This window comes from Kitasatospora sp. NPDC127111 (assembly GCF_042677465.1).
GTDB lineage: Bacteria > Actinomycetota > Actinomycetes > Streptomycetales > Streptomycetaceae > Kitasatospora.
Map to the genome: position 1 here is coordinate 1 of NZ_JBHXTG010000013.1, position 19403 is coordinate 19403.

At 74.4% G+C, this 19403-nt stretch carries 19 protein-coding genes and 1 riboswitch; of the genes, 10 read left to right on the top strand and 9 right to left on the bottom strand.

Annotated features, from left to right (window positions below):
* Window positions 1–161 precede the first annotated feature (161 nt).
* Window positions 162–920 (top strand): endonuclease/exonuclease/phosphatase family protein, encoded by a 759-nt coding sequence (locus ACFVHB_RS11170; RefSeq protein ID WP_380318630.1) that lies wholly within the window; start codon window positions 162–164, stop codon window positions 918–920.
* Between the two features lie 91 nt (window positions 921–1011).
* On the opposite strand, the gene ACFVHB_RS11175 is transcribed toward ACFVHB_RS11170, so the two are convergent.
* Entirely contained in the window at window positions 1012–1728 is a 717-nt protein-coding gene (locus tag ACFVHB_RS11175) for a hypothetical protein (RefSeq protein WP_380318633.1), read from the bottom strand.
* Window positions 1729–1738: 10 nt separating this feature from the next.
* Entirely contained in the window at window positions 1739–2533 is a 795-nt protein-coding gene (locus ACFVHB_RS11180) for an alpha/beta hydrolase (protein ID WP_380318636.1), read from the bottom strand.
* Between the two features lie 233 nt (window positions 2534–2766).
* Between ACFVHB_RS11180 and ACFVHB_RS11185 the strand changes: the two genes are divergently transcribed.
* Genes ACFVHB_RS11185 through ACFVHB_RS11195 form a run of 3 tightly spaced genes read left to right on the top strand, consistent with a single transcriptional unit; the run spans window position 2767 to window position 5520 of the window.
* Window positions 2767–3582, top strand: coding sequence for a lysophospholipid acyltransferase family protein (locus ACFVHB_RS11185; protein ID WP_380318971.1), 816 nt, complete (start codon window positions 2767–2769; stop codon window positions 3580–3582).
* A gap of 43 nt (window positions 3583–3625) precedes the next feature.
* Window positions 3626–4813, top strand: coding sequence for a MacS family sensor histidine kinase (macS, locus tag ACFVHB_RS11190; RefSeq protein ID WP_380318639.1), 1188 nt, complete (start codon window positions 3626–3628; stop codon window positions 4811–4813).
* Complete coding sequence (locus ACFVHB_RS11195) at window positions 4810–5520, top strand: response regulator (protein ID WP_380318642.1); 711 nt, start codon at window positions 4810–4812, stop codon at window positions 5518–5520. Before macS ends, ACFVHB_RS11195 begins: the two co-directional genes overlap by 4 nt.
* Window positions 5521–5565: 45 nt before the next feature.
* Here the strand turns inward: ACFVHB_RS11195 and ACFVHB_RS11200 are convergent, their stop codons facing one another.
* Window positions 5566–7500, bottom strand: coding sequence for an anthranilate synthase family protein (locus ACFVHB_RS11200; protein WP_380318645.1), 1935 nt, complete (start codon window positions 7498–7500; stop codon window positions 5566–5568).
* Between the two features lie 301 nt (window positions 7501–7801).
* Between ACFVHB_RS11200 and ACFVHB_RS11205 the strand changes: the two genes are divergently transcribed.
* Window positions 7802–9139, top strand: coding sequence for a class II 3-deoxy-7-phosphoheptulonate synthase (locus tag ACFVHB_RS11205; RefSeq protein ID WP_380318648.1), 1338 nt, complete (start codon window positions 7802–7804; stop codon window positions 9137–9139).
* A 165-nt stretch (window positions 9140–9304) separates the two neighbouring features.
* Window positions 9305–9568, top strand: a complete 264-nt coding sequence (locus ACFVHB_RS11210; RefSeq protein ID WP_380318651.1) for a bacterioferritin-associated ferredoxin — start codon at window positions 9305–9307, stop codon at window positions 9566–9568.
* Window positions 9569–9611: 43 nt separating this feature from the next.
* Here ACFVHB_RS11210 and bfr read toward each other — a convergent pair whose 3' ends face one another.
* Window positions 9612–10091, bottom strand: a complete 480-nt coding sequence (gene bfr / locus ACFVHB_RS11215; RefSeq protein ID WP_380318654.1) for a bacterioferritin — start codon at window positions 10089–10091, stop codon at window positions 9612–9614.
* Between the two features lie 252 nt (window positions 10092–10343).
* On the opposite strand from bfr, the gene ACFVHB_RS11220 reads away from it, so the two are divergent.
* Window positions 10344–10973, top strand: a complete 630-nt coding sequence (locus ACFVHB_RS11220) for a sulfite oxidase-like oxidoreductase (RefSeq protein ID WP_380318657.1) — start codon at window positions 10344–10346, stop codon at window positions 10971–10973.
* A gap of 15 nt (window positions 10974–10988) precedes the next feature.
* Here the strand turns inward: ACFVHB_RS11220 and ACFVHB_RS11225 are convergent, their stop codons facing one another.
* From ACFVHB_RS11225 to thiO, 5 genes are all read right to left on the bottom strand, one after another.
* The gene (locus ACFVHB_RS11225) at window positions 10989–12359 is read right to left on the bottom strand and encodes an FAD-binding oxidoreductase (RefSeq protein WP_380318660.1); all 1371 of its coding nucleotides are present in this window, start codon (window positions 12357–12359) and stop codon (window positions 10989–10991) included.
* 189 nt (window positions 12360–12548) lie between these two features.
* A complete protein-coding gene (pknB, locus tag ACFVHB_RS11230) occupies window positions 12549–14354 on the bottom strand; it encodes a Stk1 family PASTA domain-containing Ser/Thr kinase (protein ID WP_380318974.1) in 1806 nt (601 codons plus the stop codon).
* 180 nt (window positions 14355–14534) lie between these two features.
* Window positions 14535–15332 (bottom strand): thiazole synthase, encoded by a 798-nt coding sequence (locus ACFVHB_RS11235; protein ID WP_380318662.1) that lies wholly within the window; start codon window positions 15330–15332, stop codon window positions 14535–14537.
* A 2-nt stretch (window positions 15333–15334) separates the two neighbouring features.
* The gene (thiS, locus tag ACFVHB_RS11240) at window positions 15335–15544 is read right to left on the bottom strand and encodes a sulfur carrier protein ThiS (RefSeq protein ID WP_380318665.1); all 210 of its coding nucleotides are present in this window, start codon (window positions 15542–15544) and stop codon (window positions 15335–15337) included.
* Window positions 15541–16710, bottom strand: coding sequence for a glycine oxidase ThiO (thiO, locus tag ACFVHB_RS11245; RefSeq protein WP_380318668.1), 1170 nt, complete (start codon window positions 16708–16710; stop codon window positions 15541–15543). The genes thiS and thiO overlap by 4 nt, the downstream gene beginning before the upstream one ends.
* Window positions 16703–16815: riboswitch (TPP riboswitch) on the bottom strand. It overlaps the preceding gene by 8 nt.
* 273 nt (window positions 16816–17088) lie before the next feature.
* Between thiO and ACFVHB_RS11250 the strand changes: the two genes are divergently transcribed.
* The 3 genes from ACFVHB_RS11250 to thiE all read left to right on the top strand — a co-directional run bounded on the left by ACFVHB_RS11250 (window position 17089) and on the right by thiE (window position 19401).
* Entirely contained in the window at window positions 17089–18285 is a 1197-nt protein-coding gene (locus ACFVHB_RS11250) for an NAD(P)/FAD-dependent oxidoreductase (protein WP_380318671.1), read from the top strand.
* Between the two features lie 61 nt (window positions 18286–18346).
* On the top strand, window positions 18347–18712 hold the full coding sequence (locus ACFVHB_RS11255; RefSeq protein WP_380318674.1) for an Rv2175c family DNA-binding protein: 366 nt from the start codon (window positions 18347–18349) through the stop codon (window positions 18710–18712).
* A gap of 20 nt (window positions 18713–18732) precedes the next feature.
* A complete protein-coding gene (gene thiE, locus ACFVHB_RS11260; RefSeq protein ID WP_380318678.1) occupies window positions 18733–19401 on the top strand; it encodes a thiamine phosphate synthase in 669 nt (222 codons plus the stop codon).
* The last annotated feature ends 2 nt before the right edge of the window (window positions 19402–19403 follow it).

A 19403-nucleotide genomic window follows, 5' to 3' on the forward strand; every position in this document is an offset into this window, starting at 1 on the left:
GGCGCGGCCGGAGCCCCCGGGCCCGGCCGCGCCGCCGCCGTCGGCGTGTGCGCCGTCGTCCGCTCCCGCCGTCGCCCGCTCCCGCCGTCGTGTTGGCGCACCGCCCGGCGGCACCGCTGCCGTACGGTCGTCGTCACTGGACGTTCCAGGGGAGGACCACCATGACGAGCGACCCGACGACCGCGGCTCCGGCCGAACTGCCGCCGCCCGGGCCGGGGCGGCTGCGGCTGCTCGGCTACAACGTCCGCTCGCTGCGGGACGACCGGCAGGCGCTGGTCCGGGTGATCCGGGCCTGCGCCCCGGACCTGGTCTGCGTCCAGGAGTCGCCGCGCTACTGGCGGCCCCGGGGTCAGGCGGCCTGGCTCGCCCGGCGGACCGGCACCGTGGTCCTGGCCGGCGGCGGCCGGGCCGCCGCCGGCCCGCTGCTGCTCGGCCGGCCCGAGGTGGACGTGCTCGCCGTCCACGACCGGCTGCTGCCCAAGACCCGCGGCCTGCACGCCCGCGGCTTCGCCAGCGCGCTGGTCAGGGTGGCCGGCTCGGTGCCCTTCTCCGTCACCAGCTGCCACCTGAGCCTGGACCCGCAGGAGCGGTACGGCCAGTTCGAGCTGCTGCTCGACCAGCTGCGGATCGCCGAACTCGGCGTCGTCGCGGGCGACTTCAACGAGCACCCGGACGGCCCCGGCTGGCGGCTGCTGGCCGCCCGGCTGCAGGACGGCCACCTGACGGCGCCCTGGGGCGGCGAGTTCACGTCCGTCCCGGAGAACCCCTACCAGCGGATCGACGCCGTGTTCGCCACCCCCGGCGTGCGCGTCCTCGCCTGCGGCGTCCCGCACGGCCTGCCCGGGGTCACCGAGGCCGACCTGCGGGCCGCCACCGACCACCTGCCGGTGCTCGCCGTCCTGGAGCTGCCGACCGGCTGACGGCCGGGCAGAACGACCGGGGGACCGGACAGCCGTGGGACCGGACAGCCGGACAGCCGTCGGGCCGGACAGCGGGCGGGCCCGCGCGCGGTCAGACGACCGCGCCGCCGTGCGGGTCCTCGGGCTCGTCCTCGTCGCGCTCCTTCATCCGGACCACCAGGGTGACGAAGCCGCCCAGGAAGGCGGTCACCCCGACCCAGGCCGGCCAGCCGGAGACCTCGCGCCAGACCACCGCGTCGAAGAGCAGCAGGGCCGGCCCGCCGAGCACGGCCAGCCAGGCGAACTTGGCGGTGACGTCCGCGGCCGGCAGCGGCGGCGGCTCCGGCGGGACGAAGTGGCCCTCGTCGGTCTCCTCCTCCAGCTCGAAGTCGCGCGGGCCGGAGCCGGCCGCCGGCATCACCGGCCGGGTGGAGCGGGGGCGGGGCTGCGGCGCCAGGTCGGAGAGGTCGTCCGGGTCGGCCCGGTGCCCGGTGCCGTCCTTGAAACCGCCCTTCAGCTCGCCGCGGGCCCGGAGGTTCTCGATCTCCGGCCAGTTCGGGTTGTTGAGGTCGACGGGGTCGTCGAACTGGGCGACCAGCGCGGCGAAGATCTCGTCCTGCTCGGCCTGGCTGCGCTCGGGCGCGCGCCGCACCCGCGGCGGCTCCGCGGCGGAGCCGGCCTCCGCGCCGCCGCCCCCGGCGGTGCCGTCCGTCCCGGCGGCGCCCCGGCCCCCGGTGGTGCCCCCGGGCCCGGAGGAGTCGGCCTTCGTGTTCTCCGCGTCCTCGCGGGGCGCCTCGTCCTCGCCGCCCGCCGTGCTGCTCTCGTGCACTTCCGGCCCTTCAGCCCTGGTGATCGTCGGATTCGACCCGGGTGACGCCCGCCGCGTGGGCGGGAGCCAGCCGTCGGATGAAGTCCAGACTGGCCGCGAATATTTCCGCCGCGTCGTGGTCCAGCGTCGCGACGTGGTAGCTGCGCTGGCAAAGCCGCTCCGTCACGTCGGTCGAGGATATCCGGGCCAGCACCAGTTCCGAGTTGGCCGGGGAGACGACGTGGTCCTGCGGGCTGTGGAAGAGCAGCACCGGCTGGGTCACCTGCGGCAGCCGGCCCTGGACCTCCTTCCACAGCCGGGCCAGCGACCAGGCGGCGTGCAGCGGCGTCCGGTCGTAGCCGAGCTCGACCGAGCCCGGCTTGGCGATGTCGCTGGCGATCCCGGGCAGGCTCGGCACCAGGTGACGCAGCACCGGAAGCAGCACACTCGCGGGTTTGTCGGAACGCACCGACGGGTTGACCAGCACCAGTCCGGACACCGCCGGCCCGTGCAGCGCGGCCAGCCGCAGGGCCAGGGCGGAGCCCATCGACAGCGCGCAGACGAAGACCTGCTCGCACGTGGCGGAGAGGGCCAGCAGCTCCCGCTCGACCTCCGCGTACCAGTCCTCCCAGCGGGTCAGCTGCATGTCCTGCCAGCGGGTGCCGTGCCCGGGCAGCAGCGGCAGCGAGACGGTGAACCCGGCCGCCGCCAGCTCCTCGGCCCACGGCCGCAGCGACTGCGGCGAGCCGGTGAAACCGTGACAGAGCAGGACGCCCACCGGCCCGCCCTGGTGGTGGTACGGCTCGGCACCGGGCAGCGGCGGCATGGCGGGCTCCTTCGCGGGCGGGGACGCTGGAGGAAGAGGACGCTGACCCCGACGGGGACGACCGGGGCGCGCGGAACGACGGCTGCGGAAACCGCATCGTCCCACGGGCCCGCCCGCTCCGTACACCCCCGCCGGGGCGCCCCGCCGGGGCGGGGCGGGGCGCGGGCGGGGGTCGCGGGGCATTAGGATCGTCCGGTCCGCATAACAGGAGGCCCGGGTTGTTCTACCGACTGATGAAGATGATCGTCGCGCCACTGCTTCGGATCTTCTTCCGGCCGTGGATCGAGGGTGAGGAGAACATCCCCGCCGAGGGTGCCGCGATCATCGCGAGCAACCACCTCTCCTTCTCGGACTCCTTCTTCTTCCCCGCGCTGATCAAACGCCGGGTCACCTTCATCGCCAAGGCCGAGTACTTCAACACGCCGGGCGTGAAGGGCAAGCTGACGGCCGCCTTCTTCAAGGGCGTCGGCCAGCTCCCGGTGGACCGCTCGGGCGTGCGCGGCGCCGGCGAGGCGGCGATCCGCTCCGCCATCGCGGTGCTGGAACGCGGCGAGCTGTTCGGCGTCTACCCGGAGGGCACCCGGTCGCCCGACGGCAAGCTGTACCGCGGCAAGGTCGGCGGCCTGGCCCGCGTCGCGCTGGCCACCGGCGCGCCGGTGATCCCGGTCGCGATGATCGACACCGAGAAGGTGCAGCCGCCCGGCCAGGTGATCCCCAACTTCGGCATCCGCCCGGGCATCCGGATCGGCCGGCCGCTGGACTTCTCCCGCTACCACGGCATGGAGAACGACCGCTTCATCCTCCGTTCGGTGACGGACGAGGTGATGTACGAGATCATGCGCCTCTCCGGCCAGGAGTACGTGGACATCTACGCGACCGCCGCCAAGCGGCAGATCGCCGACGACAAGAAGCGCGCCGACGCCGAGCGCAAGGCGGTGCAGAAGGCCGAACAGGCGGCCGCCAAGGCCGAGAAGGCCGAGGCGGAGAAGGCCCAGAAGGCGGCGGAGAAGGCGGCCGAGCAGGCCGGCGAGAACCTGGGCGAGCAGTAGGAGAGCGGGTCGGACCGGGCCCGCCGGGGGGAGGGCAGGGGCGATGACGGACGGCAGCGGAACCGGCGTGGTCGGCGGGGCCGTCGCGGCCGGCGGGATGTCCGTCGAACTGCCGCTCTGGCGCGCGATGTCCTACTTCCGCGTCCTGGCGCTCGGCTACGCGGGGCTGCGTTACTTCAACTCGTACATGGCGTTCCTGCACCCCGTCGCCGGGTGGATCTACCTCGGCGCGCTGACGCTCTGGACGCTGGCCAGCACCCGCGCCTTCGCCGGGCCGCAGCGCTGCACCTGGTACGTGCTCGGCACCGACCTCACGCTCGCCGTCACCGGCATCGTGATGAGCGGCCGGATCGACGACCCGGCCCGGATCAGCCACGGCGCGCCCACCCTGCCCACCATCTGGGCGGCCGGCACCGTGCTCGGCTTCGCCGGCAAGGGCGGCTGGCGCTGGGCGGCGGCGGCCGCCTCGGTGATCGGGGTGGCCAACATCCTCGGCCACGGCGGCCCGACCGGCGACAACATCCACAACATCGTGCTGCTGATGGTGGCCGGCTGCGCGATCGGCTACGTGATCGAGCTGGCCCGGGCCAGCGAGGCGACCCTCACCCGGGCGCTGCAGGTGGAGGCCGCCACCCGGGAGCGCGAGCGGCTGTCCCGGGACATCCACGACGGCGTGCTCCAGGTGCTCGCGCTGGTCCAGCGCCGGGGCGGCGAGCAGACCGCCGGCCGGGACGCCGACTTCGCCGAGCTCGGCCGGCTGGCCGGCGAGCAGGAACGCGCGCTGCGGGCCCTGATGAGCGGCGGCCCGCTGCCGGCCCAACGCGCGCCGCAGGAGCCGCAGGACCTCCGCACCCTGCTCGGCCCGTACGCGGACGAGCGGATCACGCTCTCCGCCCCCGGCACCCCGGTGCTGCTCCCCGCTCCGGCCGCCGGCGAACTGGCCGCCGCCGTCGGCGCCGCGGTGGACAACGTCCGCAAGCACGCCGGCCCCGCGGCCCGCGCCTGGATCCTGGTCGAGGACGAGCCGGACGCCGTCACCGTCAGCGTCCGCGACGACGGTCCGGGCTTCGCCCCCGGCCGGCTCGGCGAGGCGGAGCAGGCCGGCCGGCTCGGCGTCTCCCAGTCCATCCGGGGCCGGCTCCTGGACCTCGGCGGCACGGCCGAGCTGTACTCGGCGCCCGGGGAGGGCGTCGAGGTCGAACTCCGCGTCCCGAGGAAGGGCTTCGAATGACCGACCAGCCGACCACCGAGCAGCCGGCCACCGGGCAGGCGACCGCCGGGCAGCCGGTGCGGGTCATGGTCGTGGACGACCACCCGATGTGGCGCGACGCCGTCTCGCGCGACCTCGCCGAGGCCGGACTGGACGTGGTGGCCACCGCCGGCGACGGCGAGGAGGCGGTCCGCCGGGCCCGCGCCTGCTCCCCGCAGGTGGTGGTGCTGGACCTCAACCTGCCCGGCCTGCCCGGTGCCGAGGTCTGCCGCCAGGTGGTCGCCCAGGACCCGTCGGTGCGCGTCCTGGTGCTCTCCGCGAGCGGCGAGCACCAGGACGTGCTGGAGGCGGTGAAGTCCGGCGCGACCGGCTACCTGGTGAAGTCGGCGGGGCGGGACGAGCTGCTGGACGCGGTGCGCCGCACCGCCGTCGGCGACGCCGTCTTCACCCCGGGCCTGGCCGGCCTGGTGCTCGGCGAGTTCCGCCGGCTGGCCGCCGAGCCGGCCGCGCCGACCGCCCCCGCCGTCCCGCAGCTGACCGCCCGGGAGACCGAGGTGCTGCGGCTGGTCGCCAAGGGCCTGTCCTACCGGCAGATCGCCGACCGGCTGGTGCTCTCCCACCGCACGGTGCAGAACCACGTCCAGAACACCCTCGGCAAGCTCCAGCTGCACAACCGGGTCGAGCTGGTCCGGTACGCGATCGAGCAGGGCCTGGACGACGAGATCTGAGCGGGGGCGGGCCGCCCGGCCCGCCCCCGCCCCGCGCCGGACGGCTCAGCCGCGCAGCGCGGCGGCCTCCCGGAGCAGCCCGGCGACGATGTCCACGCCGTCCCGGGTGAGGACCGACTCCGGGTGGAACTGCAGCCCGGCGAAGCCCGGACCGCGCAGCGCGTGGACGTCGCCGGTGAGCGGGTCGCGGGAGAGCTCGACCCCCTCAACGGCCAGCCGGGCGGCGTCGTCGTCCGAGCAGCGCGCGGTGAACGTGTTGTAGAAGCCGACCGTGCGGCGGGTGCCGAACAGGTCGACGGTCTCCTGCGCTCCCTGGAACGGGACGGCCTTGCGGGCCAGCGGCAGCCCGAGCACGCCCGAGAGCAGCTGGTGGCTGAGGCAGACGGCGAGCAGCGGCGCGGTGCGGGCGCCGGAGCGGACGGCGGCCAGCGCGTCGGCGACGATCGGGCGGAGCACCGCCATCTTGGCGTCGTCGGCCGCGGCCGGGTCGCCCGGGCCGGGGCCGAGCACCAGCGGCCCGCGGTGGCCGGCGACCCGCTCGCGCAGCCCGGGCTCGTCGAAGCCCGCCACGGTGACCCGGTGGCCCAGCGAGGTCAGCAGGTGGGCGAGCATCGAGGTGAAGGTGTCCTCGCCGTCCACCACCAGGGTCGGCTCGGTCTCGGTGACCCTGGCCGGCTCCTGCATCCGCAGCCAGAACGGCGCGAGGTTGGCGCGCCGGGCGTCCAGGGCCGCCTGCACCCGGTGGTCGTCGGCGAGCCGCGGGCCGGACCGGTGCGCCGCCCGGACCGGGGCCGGGCGGGCGCCGATCGCGGTGAGCACCCCGGCGGCCTTGGCGTGGGTCTCGGCGACCTCGGACTCCGGGTCGGAGTGCCGGACCAGCGTGGCGCCGACCCGCACGACCAGCCGGCCGGTGGCCGGGTCGATGTCGGCGGTGCGGATGCAGATCGGGGAGTCCAGCAGCTGGCCGCCGCTGGCCGAGCGGCCGATCAGGGCGAGCGCGCCGGCGTAGTAGCCGCGCCCGCCGCGCTCGTACCGCTTGATCACCCGGGTGGCGTTCTGGACGGGGCTGCCGGTGACGGTGGCGGCGAACATCGTCTCCTTCAGCACCTCGCGGACGTCCAGCGAGGTGCGCCCGCGCAGCTCGTACTCGGTGTGGGCGAGGTGCGACATCTCCTTGAGGCGCGGGCCGAGCACCTGGCCGCCGAGGTCGCCGACGGTGCACATCATCTTGAGCTCCTCGTCGACCACCATGGTGAGCTCCTCCAGCTCCTTGGGGTCGCGCAGGAACGCGAGCAGCGAGTCGAGGTCGGCGCCGGCGGCCGGGTAGCGGTAGGTGCCGGAGATCGGGTTCATCACGACCGTCCCGCCGCTCTGCCGGACGTGCACCTCGGGGGAGGCGCCGACCAGGACGCGGTCGCCGGTGTGCACCAGGAAGGTCCAGTAGGCGCCGCGCTCCTGCTCCAGCAGCCGGCGGAAGAGCGAGAGCGCGAGCGCGGGGGAGAAGTCGTCGAGGGTCGCGGTGAAGTCGCGCCGGATCACGAAGTTGGCGCCCTCGCCGCGCCCGATCTCGTCCTCGATCACCCGGCGGACGATGCCGGCGTACTCGGCGTCGTCGATGTCGAACGAGCCGCCGGTCAGCGAGACCGGCGACTCCGGCAGGGCGGCGGAGAGTTCGGCCAGCGGCAGGGCGTACTGCTCGGTCACCGAGAGGGCCTGCAGCGGGGTGGCGTCGTCGTGCGCCTCGAAGCCGCGCTCGCGGATCTGCCGGAACGGCACCAGGGCGAGCAGGTCGTGCACCGGGCCGTCGGCCGGGACGCCCGCGCGGACCGGCAGGTCGGCCAGCCGCTCGTAGCTGCCGACCGTTCCCAGCAGCACCTCGACGGTGTCCGGGGCGAGCCGGGGGGTGCGCCGGTGCAGCAGGGCGAAGGCCGGGGCGTCCGGGTCGGTCAGGCGGGCGAGCAGGTCGGTGGCGGTGGTCACGGTGGCGGCTTCCTTCCGGTGGATGCGGGGGCGGTACTGGGGTTCCGCTCCCGGGAGGGCCGTCTGCCGATACGCCGACGGCCGCCCCGAGGGGCGGCCGTCGTGTTCGTCTAGGAACGCGCTATCCGTGGGCCACCCGAGGGGTCGGCCCACCACCAGGAGTGGGTGTGCGGCGCGTTCATGCGACGAGCGTAGCGGATGCGGCGGACCGGGTGAGGCCGGTCACGCGATTGTCCGAGTCGTGTCTCACCCATCGGGCAGTGGTCACAAATCGGTTGTCGCACCCCGTAGCCTTGGCCGTGTGACCGTGACAAATCCCCACCCCTGGCAGTCCCTGCCCGCGGCGCAGCAGCCTGAATGGCCGGACCACGAGGCTCTGCGCAAGACCCTTGCGGAGCTCGCCTCCTATCCGCCGCTCGTCTTCGCCGGCGAGTGCGACCAGCTGCGCGCCCGGCTCGGTGCCGTGGCGCGTGGTGAGGCGTTCCTGCTGCAGGGCGGTGACTGTGCCGAGGCCTTCGACGGCGTCTCGGCCGAGCACATCCGCAACAAGCTGAAGACCCTGCTGCAGATGGCGGCCGTGCTGACGTACGCGGCCTCCGTCCCGGTGGTCAAGGTCGGCCGGATCGCCGGTCAGTACTCCAAGCCGCGCTCCAAGTCGACCGAGACCAGGGACGGCGTCACCCTTCCGGTCTACCGGGGCGACTCGGTGAACGGCTTCGACTTCACCCCCGAGTCCCGCATCCCGGACCCGGAGCGCCTGAAGCGGATGTACAACGCGTCCGCCGCGACGCTGAACCTGGTGCGCGCGTTCACCACCGGTGGTTACGCGGACCTGCGCCAGGTGCACGCCTGGAACCAGGACTTCGTGCGCAACTCGCCGGCCGGCCAGCGCTACGAGCAGCTCGCCCGCGAGATCGACAACGCGCTGGCGTTCATGAACGCCTGTGGCGTGGCGCCGGAGGAGTTCAGGACGGTCGAGTTCTACTCCTCGCACGAGGCGCTGATCCTCGACTACGAGACCGCGCTGACCCGCGTGGACTCGCGCACCGGCGACCTGTACGACGTCTCCGGCCACATGGTGTGGATCGGCGAGCGCACCCGGCAGCTGGACCACGCGCACATCGAGTTCGCCTCCCGGATCCGCAACCCGATCGGCGTGAAGCTCGGCCCGACCACCACGGTGGACGAGGCGCTCACCCTGATCGAGAAGCTGGACCCGGAGCGGGAGCCCGGCCGGCTCACCTTCATCACCCGGATGGGCGCGGGCAAGATCCGCGACCACCTGCCCACCCTGGTGGAGAAGGTCACCGCCTCCGGTGCGCAGCCGGTCTGGATCTGCGACCCGATGCACGGCAACACCTTCGAGGCGTCGAGCGGCCACAAGACCCGCCGCTTCGACGACGTCCTGGACGAGGTCAAGGGCTTCTTCGAGGTGCACCGCGCGCTCGGCACCCACCCGGGCGGCATCCACGTGGAGCTGACCGGTGACGACGTCACCGAGTGCGTCGGCGGCGGCGACGAGGTGCTGGTCGACGACCTGCACCAGCGCTACGAGACGGCCTGCGACCCGCGGCTCAACCGCAGCCAGTCGCTGGACCTGGCGTTCCTGGTGGCCGAAATGTACCGCGGCGGCCACTGAGCGGCACCCCGTGTGAGATAAGCCTCTCCGGTCCCGGATTTTCCGGGGCCGGAGAGGCTTTTTCGCGCCCGTTCCACCGGGTAAGGTGAGGCTTAGTGAGCTAAGGCAAGCCTTAGTCAAGATCGTTTCACGCCGTTCGGCCGCACCACCCCGGGAGAGACCGCGATGTACGTGTGCATGTGTCATGCGGTCACCGAGGACCAGGTCAAGAAGGAGATCGACGCGGGTGCCAACACCCCGCGCCAGATCGCCAAGGGCTGCAAGGCCGGCACCGACTGCGGCTCCTGCGTCCGCCGGATCCAGGCCCTGCTGGGCGAGCACGGCGCGCGGCCCTGCCCGACCGCCCGGCTCGCCGGCAGGCTCGGGCTCGCCGATCCGGAGGCCGCGCCGTCGGAACCCGCCCGCCCCGCGCCGCTGCGCGCGGCCTGAGGGCCCGCGGTCCGGTCGGCCCGGGGGATCGCGGCCCGGGGGCTCAGGACTCCGGCTGCTCGATCAGCTGGGCGAGGTAGAGCGCCTCACCGAGCTTCTCCAGCAGTTCCAGCTGGGTGTCGAGGTAGTCGATGTGGTGCTCCTCGTCGGCCAGGATGTCCTCGAAGATGTTCGCCGAGGTGACGTCGTTCTTGGCCCGCATCACCACGATCCCGCGCTTGAGCCGGTCGATCGCCTCCACCTCGATCTGGCGGTCCGCCTCGAACATCTCCTTGACGGTCTGGCCGATCCGGACGTGGAACAGCCGCTGGTAGTTGGGCAGCCCGTCCAGGAAGAGGATCCGGTCGGTGAGCGTCTCGGCGTGCTTCATCTCGTCGAAGGACTCGTGCCGGGTGTACTTGGCGAGCTTCGTCCAGCCGAAGTTCTCCTGCATCTTGGCGTGCAGGAAGTACTGGTTGATGGCGGTCAGCTCGGCGGTGAGCTGCTCGTTGAGGAACTCGATGACCTCTGCGTCGCCCTTCATGGCGCTGCCTTCCTGCTGTGCGTCCTGTGGGTCCTGTGCGACCTGTGCGACCTGCGTGCCCGGGAATCGCGGCCGTGCCCTCCGGCTGCACGCATCCTGGCACCGCGATGGGACGAAATTCCAGTAAGTTCACACTCAGTAGGACATGTGTCGGAATATCCGATTTGGCGCCCATTGGCCCGTACGGGCGGGCGCACTGCGCAGGAAAGGGGCGCGCGACGGGCGCCGTCCGCCGTCTGTCACCATGGAGCCATGGGTCAGTCCGAACAAGAACCGATTCCGCCGTCTGACCCGACGCTCCCGCCGGGGCAGCGCCCACAACGCGGCTGGCCCGCCCTGCACTACGGTCCGGTGCCCCGCTTCAAACCGTTGACCTGGGACTTCCAGGTGTTCGGCGCCACCGCCTCGGCCGAGAAGCACAGCTGGGACTTCACCGGCTTCACCGCCCTGCCGCGCACCACCGTCCGGGCCGACCTGCACTGCGTCACCCGCTTCTCGATGCTCGGCAACGAGTGGACGGGCGTGCCGGCCGCCGAGGTGCTGACCCGGGTGCCCCCGGCGCCGGGCGTCACCCACGTCATGGTCTGGGCCGAGTACGGCTACAGCGCCAACCTGCGGCTGGCCGACTTCGCCGACCCGCGGACGGTCTTCGCCACCCACCGCAACGGCGAACCGCTCACCGCCGAGCACGGCTTCCCGGTCCGGCTGGTCGTCCCGCAGCTGTACGCCTGGAAGGGGCCCAAGTGGGTCCGGGCGGTGGAGTACATGCGGGCCGACCGGCGCGGCTTCTGGGAGGAACGCGGCTACCACAACCTCGGCGACCCCTGGAAGGAACAGCGTTACTCCTACCAGGAGGAGCCGGGCGACGGGCCGCTGCGCTGAGGGTCCGGGCGCGCCTCAGGGCTTGATGTTCTGGTTCAGGTGGAAGAGGTTCCCCGGGTCGTAGCGCCGCTTCAGCTGCACCAGCCGGGCGTAGTTGCCCTTGTAGTTGACCTCGACGCGGTGCTGGTCGTCGTGGTCCATGAAGCCGATGTACCCGGCCTCGAAGGAGTGCGGGGCGAGGGCGGCGTAGTAGTCGCGCACCCAGGAGACGTTCGCCGCGTTGTCGGCCGGGTCCGGCCAGGCACCGGCGATCACCGTCGCGAAGGTCGCGTCCCGGTAGGCGAAGGCGGTGTCGCCCGGGGCGACCCGATGGCAGGCGCCGTTGATCGGGTAGACGTGCAGCGCCGAGTTAACCGTCGGGATCCGCGGCCCCTGCTCCAGGTGGACCGCGATCGCGTCGTCGGTCAGCTCGGCCGCGAAGAGGCCCTTCCAGTACTGCTGGAGACCGGGCGGCAGCAGCGCGTCGAACGCGCCCGCGAACGCCGGGTGCGGCATCGTGGCGACACCCTCGGCGAACACCGGCGCCGCGTCCCGCAGCGGTGCGAGCACCTTGTCGGCCTCGCCGGCAGGCCCGTTCCAGCAGGGGAACAGGATGACGAACCGGTCACCGACCCGGTCCTCGGGGATGAACGGCAGCGGCGGCGCGACGTGGAATCCCGGGAAGAGACCCAGTTCCTCCGGGGCGTCCCGGATGAACTCGCGGTAGAACCGCAGCACCGCCGGGGCGTGCTCCAGCTCGTAGACGACCGGGCCGGCCACCACGTCCCGCACCGGGCTGAGCCGGTACTCGAAGGACGTCACCGCGCCGAAGTTGCCGCCACCGCCGCGCAGCGCCCAGAAGAGGTCCGGCTCCCGCTCCTCGCTCACCGTGCGGAACCGGCCGTCGGCGGTGACCACGTCCAGCGACAGCAGGTTGTCGCAGCTCAGACCCAGGCCGCGGGCCAGGTGGCCGAAGCCGCCGCCCAGGGTCAGCCCGGCGATGCCGGTGGTCGAGATGATCCCCCCGGTCACCCCGAGCCCGAAGGCGTACCCGGCGGCGTTGAGGTCGCCCCACGTCACGCCGCCGTCGCAGCGGGCGGTCCGTCGCTCGGGATCGATCCGGACCCCGTGCAGGCCGGCGAAGTCGATCACCAGGCCGCCGTCGCAGGTGCCGAAGCCGGGCGCGCTGTGGGCACCGCCGCGGACGGCGAGCTCCAGCCCGTTCTCCCGCGCGTAGTCGACCGAGGCCATCACGTCCCCGGCGTTGGCCACCCTGACGACCACGGCCGGGCGGCGGTCCACCATGGCGTTGTAGACCCGGCGGGCCTCCTCGTACCCCTCGTCCGCGGGGGTGATCACCGTGCCCCGCACGCGCTCCCGCAGATCGTCGACGGTCGGTCCGCCCATGGCGACCACATCCTCGGGTACCGGCCGCCGCGCAGCCCCGTCCGGAGGTCCCGGCGCCGCAGCCCTTCCGGCAGCGGCCGGCGGGGCCGGGCAGGCCTGCTTCCACGCTACGCCGGGCGCCCAGAACCCGCAGGGGGAGCGGAAGTTGACCGCCGGGGCGGGGCGGGGCGGGGGCGGGGCGGCTAGGGGCTAGAGGAAGGGGAAGGTGACCGTCACCACGGTGCGCTGCGGGCGGCGCTCCCCGGCGGCGGGCGACTGGCCGGTGGCCTTGCCGTTGCCGAACAGGTTCACGCCGCTGCTCTGCATCGCGAAGCCGGCCGCCTGCAGCGTCCTCGCCGCCTCCTCCTTGGACATCCCGGTCACGTCCGGCACCGGCACCATGCCCTTGCTGACCACCAGCGAGACCGGCGTGTTCTCGGGCAGCTGCTGGCCGGCCGCCGGCGAGCTGCTGATCACCGCGCCCTCCGGGACGGTGTCGCTGTACGTCTCGGTGACGCCGCCGCGCGCCAGCTGGGCGCCGGTCAGCGCCGCGGCGGCCTGGTCGGCCGGCTTCCCGGCCAGCTCCGGCACGGGGATCCGCTTCGGGCCCCGGGAGACGGTGACGCCGACCGCGTCGCTCTTGCGGGCGCGGGCGCCGACCCCCGGGTCGGTCGAGATCACCTGGCCGGCCGGGACGGTCTCGCTGTACACCTCGGTGAACTTCCCGTGCATGCCCGCGCCGTCCAGGATCCGCTGCGCCTCGGCGCGGTCCTTGCCGAGCACGCTCGGCACGTTCGTGTACAGCGCGCCGGAGAGCGCGTACGTGGCGCCGCCGACCAGCAGCACCAGGGCCGCCAGGACGGAGGCCCAGATCAGCGGCTTGCGGGGGACGCGGGCCAGCCGGCCGGGCTGCCGGGTGCGCACCGGCGTCGGCTCGTCGTACGGGCGCGGCTCGGCGAGCAGCTGCTCCATCACCTCCGGCGGGACGTCCAGCACGCTGGTCCGCTCGACCGGCGGCGCGGCGGGCGCGGGGCCCGGCCGGTCGGCCGCCTCGGCGACGACCGCGGGCCGGATGACCGAGGTCGGCTCACTGGTCGGGTACTGCGGGCTGGGCCGGGTGGAGGCGGGCGGCTCGGCGTCCAACTGGGCCGGGGTGAGCTCGCGGCGCACCCGCTGGAGGGCGGCCAGCAGCTCGACCGCGTCGTACGGGCGGCCCCGCGGGTCGCGCGCGCAGGCGCCGGCCACTATCGCGTCCAGCTCGGGGGCGACGGCGGGGGCGACGAGCGAGGGGGCGGGGACGTTCTCGTGCAGGTGCTTGTACATGACCTGGACGGGGTTGTCGCCGGTGTGCGGGCGGCGGCCGGTCAGCATCTCGTACAGCAGGATGCCGGCCGCGTAGACGTCGACGCGCTGGTCGGTGGGGGCGTCGGGGAGGATCTGCTCGGGGGCCAGGTAGGAGACGGTGCCCATCACGGTGCCGCCGGTGGCGGTGGTCGTGGTGGTGGGGGCACCGTCGGCGGCGTTCAGCAGCCGGACCAGCCCGAAGTCGGCGACCTTGACCAGGCCGCCCTCGGTGATCAGCACGTTCTCCGGCTTGACGTCCCGGTGGACGAGGCCGGCCCGGTGGGCGGCGCCGAGCGCGGCGAGCACCGGCTCCAGGACGTCCAGCGCGGCGCGGACGGACAGCGCGCCGCGGTCGCGCAGCAGGTCGCGCAGGGTGCGGCCGGGCACGTACTCCATGGCGAGGAAAACGTTTCCGCCGTCCGCGCCCTGGTCGAAGACGTTGACCACGTTGGGGTGGGTGAGCCGGGCGACCGCCTTGGCCTCGCGGATGAAGCGGGCGGTGAAGCCTTCGTCGCCGGCGAGGTCGGGGTGCATCACCTTCAGCGCGACGACCCGGTCGAGCCGGGTGTCGGTGCCGCGGTAGACGGTGGACATGCCGCCGGCCGCGATGCGCTGCTCGACCCGGTACCGGCCGTCGAGCAGGGTTCCGATCAGCGGGTCGTGCAATGCCATGTCCACCCGGGGGATTCTAGTGGCGGGGCGGCGTGCGGTCCCGCCCCCGGGTGGCGCGCCGGGGGCTTCGTGGCCGGGCTGTGACAAGGGGCCCGGTCGTCGGTCGTGGGGGTCGGCCGGGCCGCCCGGTGCCCCGCGGCGGAAGCGGCAGTGGGGGCCCCGGGCGGCGGTGGCGCCCCGTCAGAACGCCGGGTGCTCGCGGGTGTCGAGGTCGGCCAGGCCGGCCATCGCCGAGGAGGCCTCGGCGTGGAAGCGGCGCGGGATCCGGCCGGCCCGGTGGGCGAGCCGGCCGGCCTCGGCGGCGTGCCGCATCGCCTCGGCCATCAGCACCGGGTCCTGGGCGCGGGTCACCGCGGAGGCGAGCATGACGGCGGCGCAGCCCAGCTCCATCGCCAGCGCGACGTCCGAGGCGGTGCCGGCGCCCGCGTCCAGGATCACCGGGACGTTCGCGCTCTCCACGATCAGCTGGAAGTTGTGCGGGTTGCGGATGCCCAGGCCGGAGCCGATCGGCGAGCCCAGCGGCATGATCGCCGCGCAGCCGACGTCCTCGAGCTTCCGGGCCAGGACCGGGTCGTCGTTGGTGTACGGGAGCACGGTGAAGCCGTCGTCGACCAGCGTCTCGGCGGCGTCCAGCAGCTCGATCGGGTCCGGCAGCAGGGTCCGCTCGTCCGCGATGACCTCCAGCTTCACCCAGTCGGTGCCGAGCGCCTCGCGGGCCAGCCGGGCGGTCAGCACCGCTTCGCCGGCGGTGAAGCAGCCGGCCGTGTTGGGCAGGACGCGGATCCCGTTGCGGGTCAGCACGTCCAGGACGGAGCCCTGGGTGGTGGCGTTCACCCGGCGCATCGCCACCGTGGTCAGCTCGGTGCCGGAGACCCGCAGCGCCTGCTCCAGGACCTCCAGGCTGGGGGCACCCCCGGTGCCCATGATCAGCCGCGAGCCGAAGGTGGTGCCGGCGATGGAGAGGACGTCGTCGGCCATGGTCAGCCCCCCTGCACGGCGGTGAGGATCTCGACCCGGTCGCCCGCCGAGAGCTGCGTGACCGGCCACGAACTCCTCGGCACCACGGCCTCGTTGAGCGCGGCGGCGACGCCCGTGTTGGCCCGGCTCAGAGTGGCCACCACCTCGGCGAGGGTGGTGGCGGCGGGCACCAGGCGGGGCTCGCCGTTGACGGTGAGGGGGATGTCGCTCATGCGGGGACCTTCGTGGCGAAGCGAGTGGGGGAGAACGGTGCGGCCAGCTCCGGCGTGGTGCCGGTGGCCAGGTGTTCGGCGATCAGGTCGGCGGTCACCGGGGTGAGCAGCACGCCGTTGCGGTAGTGCCCGGTGGCGGCGACCAGGCCGGGCAGGGCCGTCGGCCCGAGCAGCGGCGCGTTGTCCGGCGAGCCCGGGCGCAGCCCGGCGGAGGTCTCCACCAGCGGCAGCTCGGTGATGCCGGGGACCAGCTCGTGGGCGTCGCGCAGCAGCTCGTACACCCCGCCGGCGGTGACCGTGGTGTCGTAGCCCTGCTCCTCGCTGGTCGCGCCGATCACCAGCTCGCCGTCCTCGCGCGGCACCAGGTAGAGGTGCTGGCCGCGGACCACCGCCCGGACGTTGCGGGACAGGAACGGCCGGTACGCCTCGGGGATCCGCAGCCGCAGGATCTGGCCCTTCACCGGGCGGATCGCCGGCAGCACGCCGTCGGGCAGGCCGGGCAGCCGGTGGCTCTCCGGGCCGGCCGCGAGCACGACCCGGCCGGCGGTCACGCTCTCGCCGGTGCCGAGCCGGACGCCGACCGCGCGGCCGTCCTCGACCAGCAGCTCGACCGCCTCGGTCCGCCGGACGACCACGCCGGCGGCCTGGCCGGCCAGCAGCAGCGCCGTCAGCAGCCGGCGACCGTCCACCTGGTGGTCGTCCGCCACGTGCAGGCCGCCGCGGACGCCGGGGGCGAGCATCGGCTCCAGCTTGCGGGCCTCGCGGCCGGTCAGCCAGGTCGAGTCGAGGCCGAGCCGCAGGTGGAAGGCGTGCAACTCGCGCAGCTCCGCCCGGTCGTCGGAGTCGAGCGCGACGGCGAGCGTGCCGCACCGGCGGTAACCGGTGTCCTGGCCGCCGCTGGCCTCGGTGAGCTCGGCGGCGAAGGCGGCGTAGCGCTCGTTGGAGGCCATCCCGAGGCGGAGCAACGGCTCTTCGCCGTACTGGAGTTCGGTGACCGGGGCGAGCATGCCGGCCGCGACCCGGGCGGCGCCGCCACCGGGGGTGGGGTCGACCACGACGACGTCCCCCAGCCCGCGCTGCGCCGCGCGCCAGGCGACGGCGAGGCCGATCACGCCTCCGCCGATCACCAGCACGTCCGCGTGGCCACCTGGTGCCAAGCGTGTCAAAGCTGCTTCTCCCTTCGCCGGTATGACCCGGATCAGGTTCGGACGGTCGCAGGCCGTGTCAGCCCGCCTCTCAGCCCGGTACGCCGGGCTCCCGTGATGGTGCCCCCACCTTAACTCCGGGCCTCGTCCCCGCTGAAGGCGCGTACGAGGGGTGGGACGGGAGGGGGCGGGCGTGTCCGGTGGTGGGCTGGGTGGGGGGTGGGTGGGGCGTTCGCGCCGATGAGGGCACGTACGAGGGGTGGGACGGGAGGGGGCGGGGGTGCCCGGTGGGGTGGTGCGCGGTGGGGCTTGTGGGCGGCGGGCGGGTCGGGGCCGAGCGGGCGCTCAGCCGGTGGACGCCGGGGCCGGGCCCGGTGGGGGCGCCAGTACAGTGACCGCGTGGCAGAGCTGAGCGGGACGGATCAGGTGGTCGTGGTCGGGGCCGGGCTGGCCGGGGCGCAGTGCGCGTCGGGGCTGCGCCGGGGCGGCTGGCGGGGGCGGATCGTGCTGGTGGGCGAGGAGCCCCACGCGCCGTACGACCGGCCGCCGCTCTCCAAGGAGGTGCTGCTCGGCAAGACCGACACCACCACCCTGGACATCGACTTCCCCCACCTGGGCGTCGAGCTGCTCACCGGCCGCCGCGCCACCGGCCTCACCCCGGGCGTGCTGCACACCGACGGCGGCGACCTCCCGTACGGCGCCCTGGTGATCGCCACCGGTGCCGCCCCGCGCGTCCTGCCCGGTGCCGAGCGCGCGCACCTGCTGCACACCCTGGACGACGCGCTGGCCCTGCGCCCGCTGCTCCGCCCGGGTCTGCGCCTGGTGCTGGTCGGCGCGGGCTGGATCGGCGCCGAGGTGGCCACCGCGGCCCGCGCGGCCGGGTGCGAGGTGACCGTCGTCGAGGCCGGCCCGGCGCCCGTCCCCGGTGCGCTGCCGACCGAGGTCGGCCGGGCGATGGCCGCCTGGTACGCCGAGGCCGGGGTCGAGCTGCGCTGCGACGCCGCGGTCGCGGCCGTCGAGCCCGGCGCGGTGCTGCTCGCGGACGGCTCGCACCTGCCGGCCGACGAGGTGGTGGTCGGCATCGGCGCCCGCCCGGCGACCGACTGGCTGGCCGGCTCCGGCGTCGAGCTGGACGCGGCCGGCGCCGTCCTGGTGGATGAGCGGCTGCGCACCAGCCTGCCGGGCGTCTGGGCGGCCGGGGACTGCGCGAGCTACCCGTCCGCCCGAACCGGCACCCGGCTGACCGTCCAGCACTGGGACCACGCGCTGCAGTCCGGCGGCGCGGCGGCGGCCGCGGTGCTCGGCGCGGACGTGCCGTACGACCCGGTGCCGTACTTCTGGTCGGAGCAGTTCGGCCGGATGGTCCAGTACGCCGGGCGGCACGGCGAGGGTGACGAGTCGGTGTGGCGCGGCTCGCCGGCGGACCCGTCCTGGGCGGTGCTCTGGCTGCGCGACGGGGTGCTGCGCGCCCTGCTCACGGTGGACCGCCCGCGCGACCTCACCCAGGGCCGCCGGCTGATCGAGCGCGGGACGCCGCTGGACCGGGCCCGGGCGGCGGACCCTGCGGTGCCGCTGAAGGCGGCCGTCGCGGGGTAGCCGGAGCCGCCCCGGCGGCCGGTTGGTGCGCGGCGGGCCGCGGAGGTGGCAGTCTGGTGGCGTGAGTGAGATCGAAAGCAAGATTGAAGCCCTGGTCCCCGAGTGGATGTACCTGCCCGACATCTCGGAGCGGTGGGGTCTGGTGGTCACCGAGGTCCGCAACCTGGTCAAGAAGGGCGACCTGATCGCCGTCCGCCGCGGCCCCAACAAGTCGCTGCAGGTCCCGGCGGCGTTCATCGACGAGACCGGCCCGGTCAAGCACCTGGTCGGCCTGCTGACCGTGCTGCGCGACAGCGGTTTCAGCGACGAGGAGATCCTCGAGTGGATGTTCACCGAGGACCCGTCGCTGCCCGGCACCCCCGTCCAGGCGCTCTGGGAGAACCGCGCGACCGAGGTCAAGCGCCGCGCCCAGGCGATGGCCCTGTGACTGGCCCTGGGACCGGCCCGGTGACCGGCGCCGCCGCTGCCGGCGGGGCGGGCCCGCGGGCCCGGCTCGCCGACGCCCGGCTCTACCTCTGCACCGACGCCCGCCGCGAGCGGGGCGACCTCGCCGAGTTCCTCGACGCGGCCCTGTCCGGCGGGGTGGACATCGTCCAGCTGCGCGACAAGGGCCTGGAGGCCAAGCAGGAGCTCGCGGCGCTGGAGGTCTTCGCCGACGCCTGCCGCCGGCACGGCAAGCTGCTGTCGGTCAACGACCGCGCCGACGTCGCGCACGCCGCCCGCCCCGACGTGCTGCACCTCGGGCAGGACGACCTGCCGGTGCCGGCCGCCCGGGCGATCCTCGGCGAGGACGTGCTGATCGGCCGTTCCTGCCACGCCGAGTCCGAGGTGGACGCGGCGGTCGCCGAGCCCGGCGTGGACTACTTCTGCACCGGCCCGGTCTGGCCCACCCCGACCAAGCCGGGCCGCCACGCGCCCGGCCTCGGCCTGGTCGAGTACGCGGCGAAGCAGGCCACCGACCGCCCGTGGTTCGCCATCGGCGGCATCGACCTGGGCAACCTGGACGAGGTGCTGGCGGCCGGCGCCCGGCGCGTCGTGGTGGTCCGGGCCATCACCGCGGCGGAGGACCCGCGGGCGGCCGCCGCCGCGCTCGCCGCACGGCTGCGGCGGGCCTGACC

Excerpts from the sequence above, each read along its gene's own strand:
- ACFVHB_RS11170 (WP_380318630.1), top strand. The coding sequence starts at position 162 with ATGACGAGCGACCCGACGACCGCGGCTCCGGCCGAACTGCCGCCGCCC.
- ACFVHB_RS11180 (WP_380318636.1), bottom strand. The coding sequence starts at position 2,533 with ATGCCGCCGCTGCCCGGTGCCGAGCCGTACCACCACCAGGGCGGGCCG.
- ACFVHB_RS11185 (WP_380318971.1), top strand. The coding sequence starts at position 2,767 with ATGAAGATGATCGTCGCGCCACTGCTTCGGATCTTCTTCCGGCCGTGG.
- macS (WP_380318639.1), top strand. The coding sequence starts at position 3,626 with ATGACGGACGGCAGCGGAACCGGCGTGGTCGGCGGGGCCGTCGCGGCC.
- ACFVHB_RS11195 (WP_380318642.1), top strand. The coding sequence starts at position 4,810 with ATGACCGACCAGCCGACCACCGAGCAGCCGGCCACCGGGCAGGCGACC.
- ACFVHB_RS11210 (WP_380318651.1), top strand. The coding sequence starts at position 9,305 with ATGTACGTGTGCATGTGTCATGCGGTCACCGAGGACCAGGTCAAGAAG.
- bfr (WP_380318654.1), bottom strand. The coding sequence starts at position 10,091 with ATGAAGGGCGACGCAGAGGTCATCGAGTTCCTCAACGAGCAGCTCACC.
- ACFVHB_RS11220 (WP_380318657.1), top strand. The coding sequence starts at position 10,344 with ATGGGTCAGTCCGAACAAGAACCGATTCCGCCGTCTGACCCGACGCTC.
- ACFVHB_RS11225 (WP_380318660.1), bottom strand. The coding sequence starts at position 12,359 with ATGGGCGGACCGACCGTCGACGATCTGCGGGAGCGCGTGCGGGGCACG.
- pknB (WP_380318974.1), bottom strand. The coding sequence starts at position 14,354 with ATGGCATTGCACGACCCGCTGATCGGAACCCTGCTCGACGGCCGGTAC.
- ACFVHB_RS11235 (WP_380318662.1), bottom strand. The coding sequence starts at position 15,332 with ATGGCCGACGACGTCCTCTCCATCGCCGGCACCACCTTCGGCTCGCGG.
- thiS (WP_380318665.1), bottom strand. The coding sequence starts at position 15,544 with ATGAGCGACATCCCCCTCACCGTCAACGGCGAGCCCCGCCTGGTGCCC.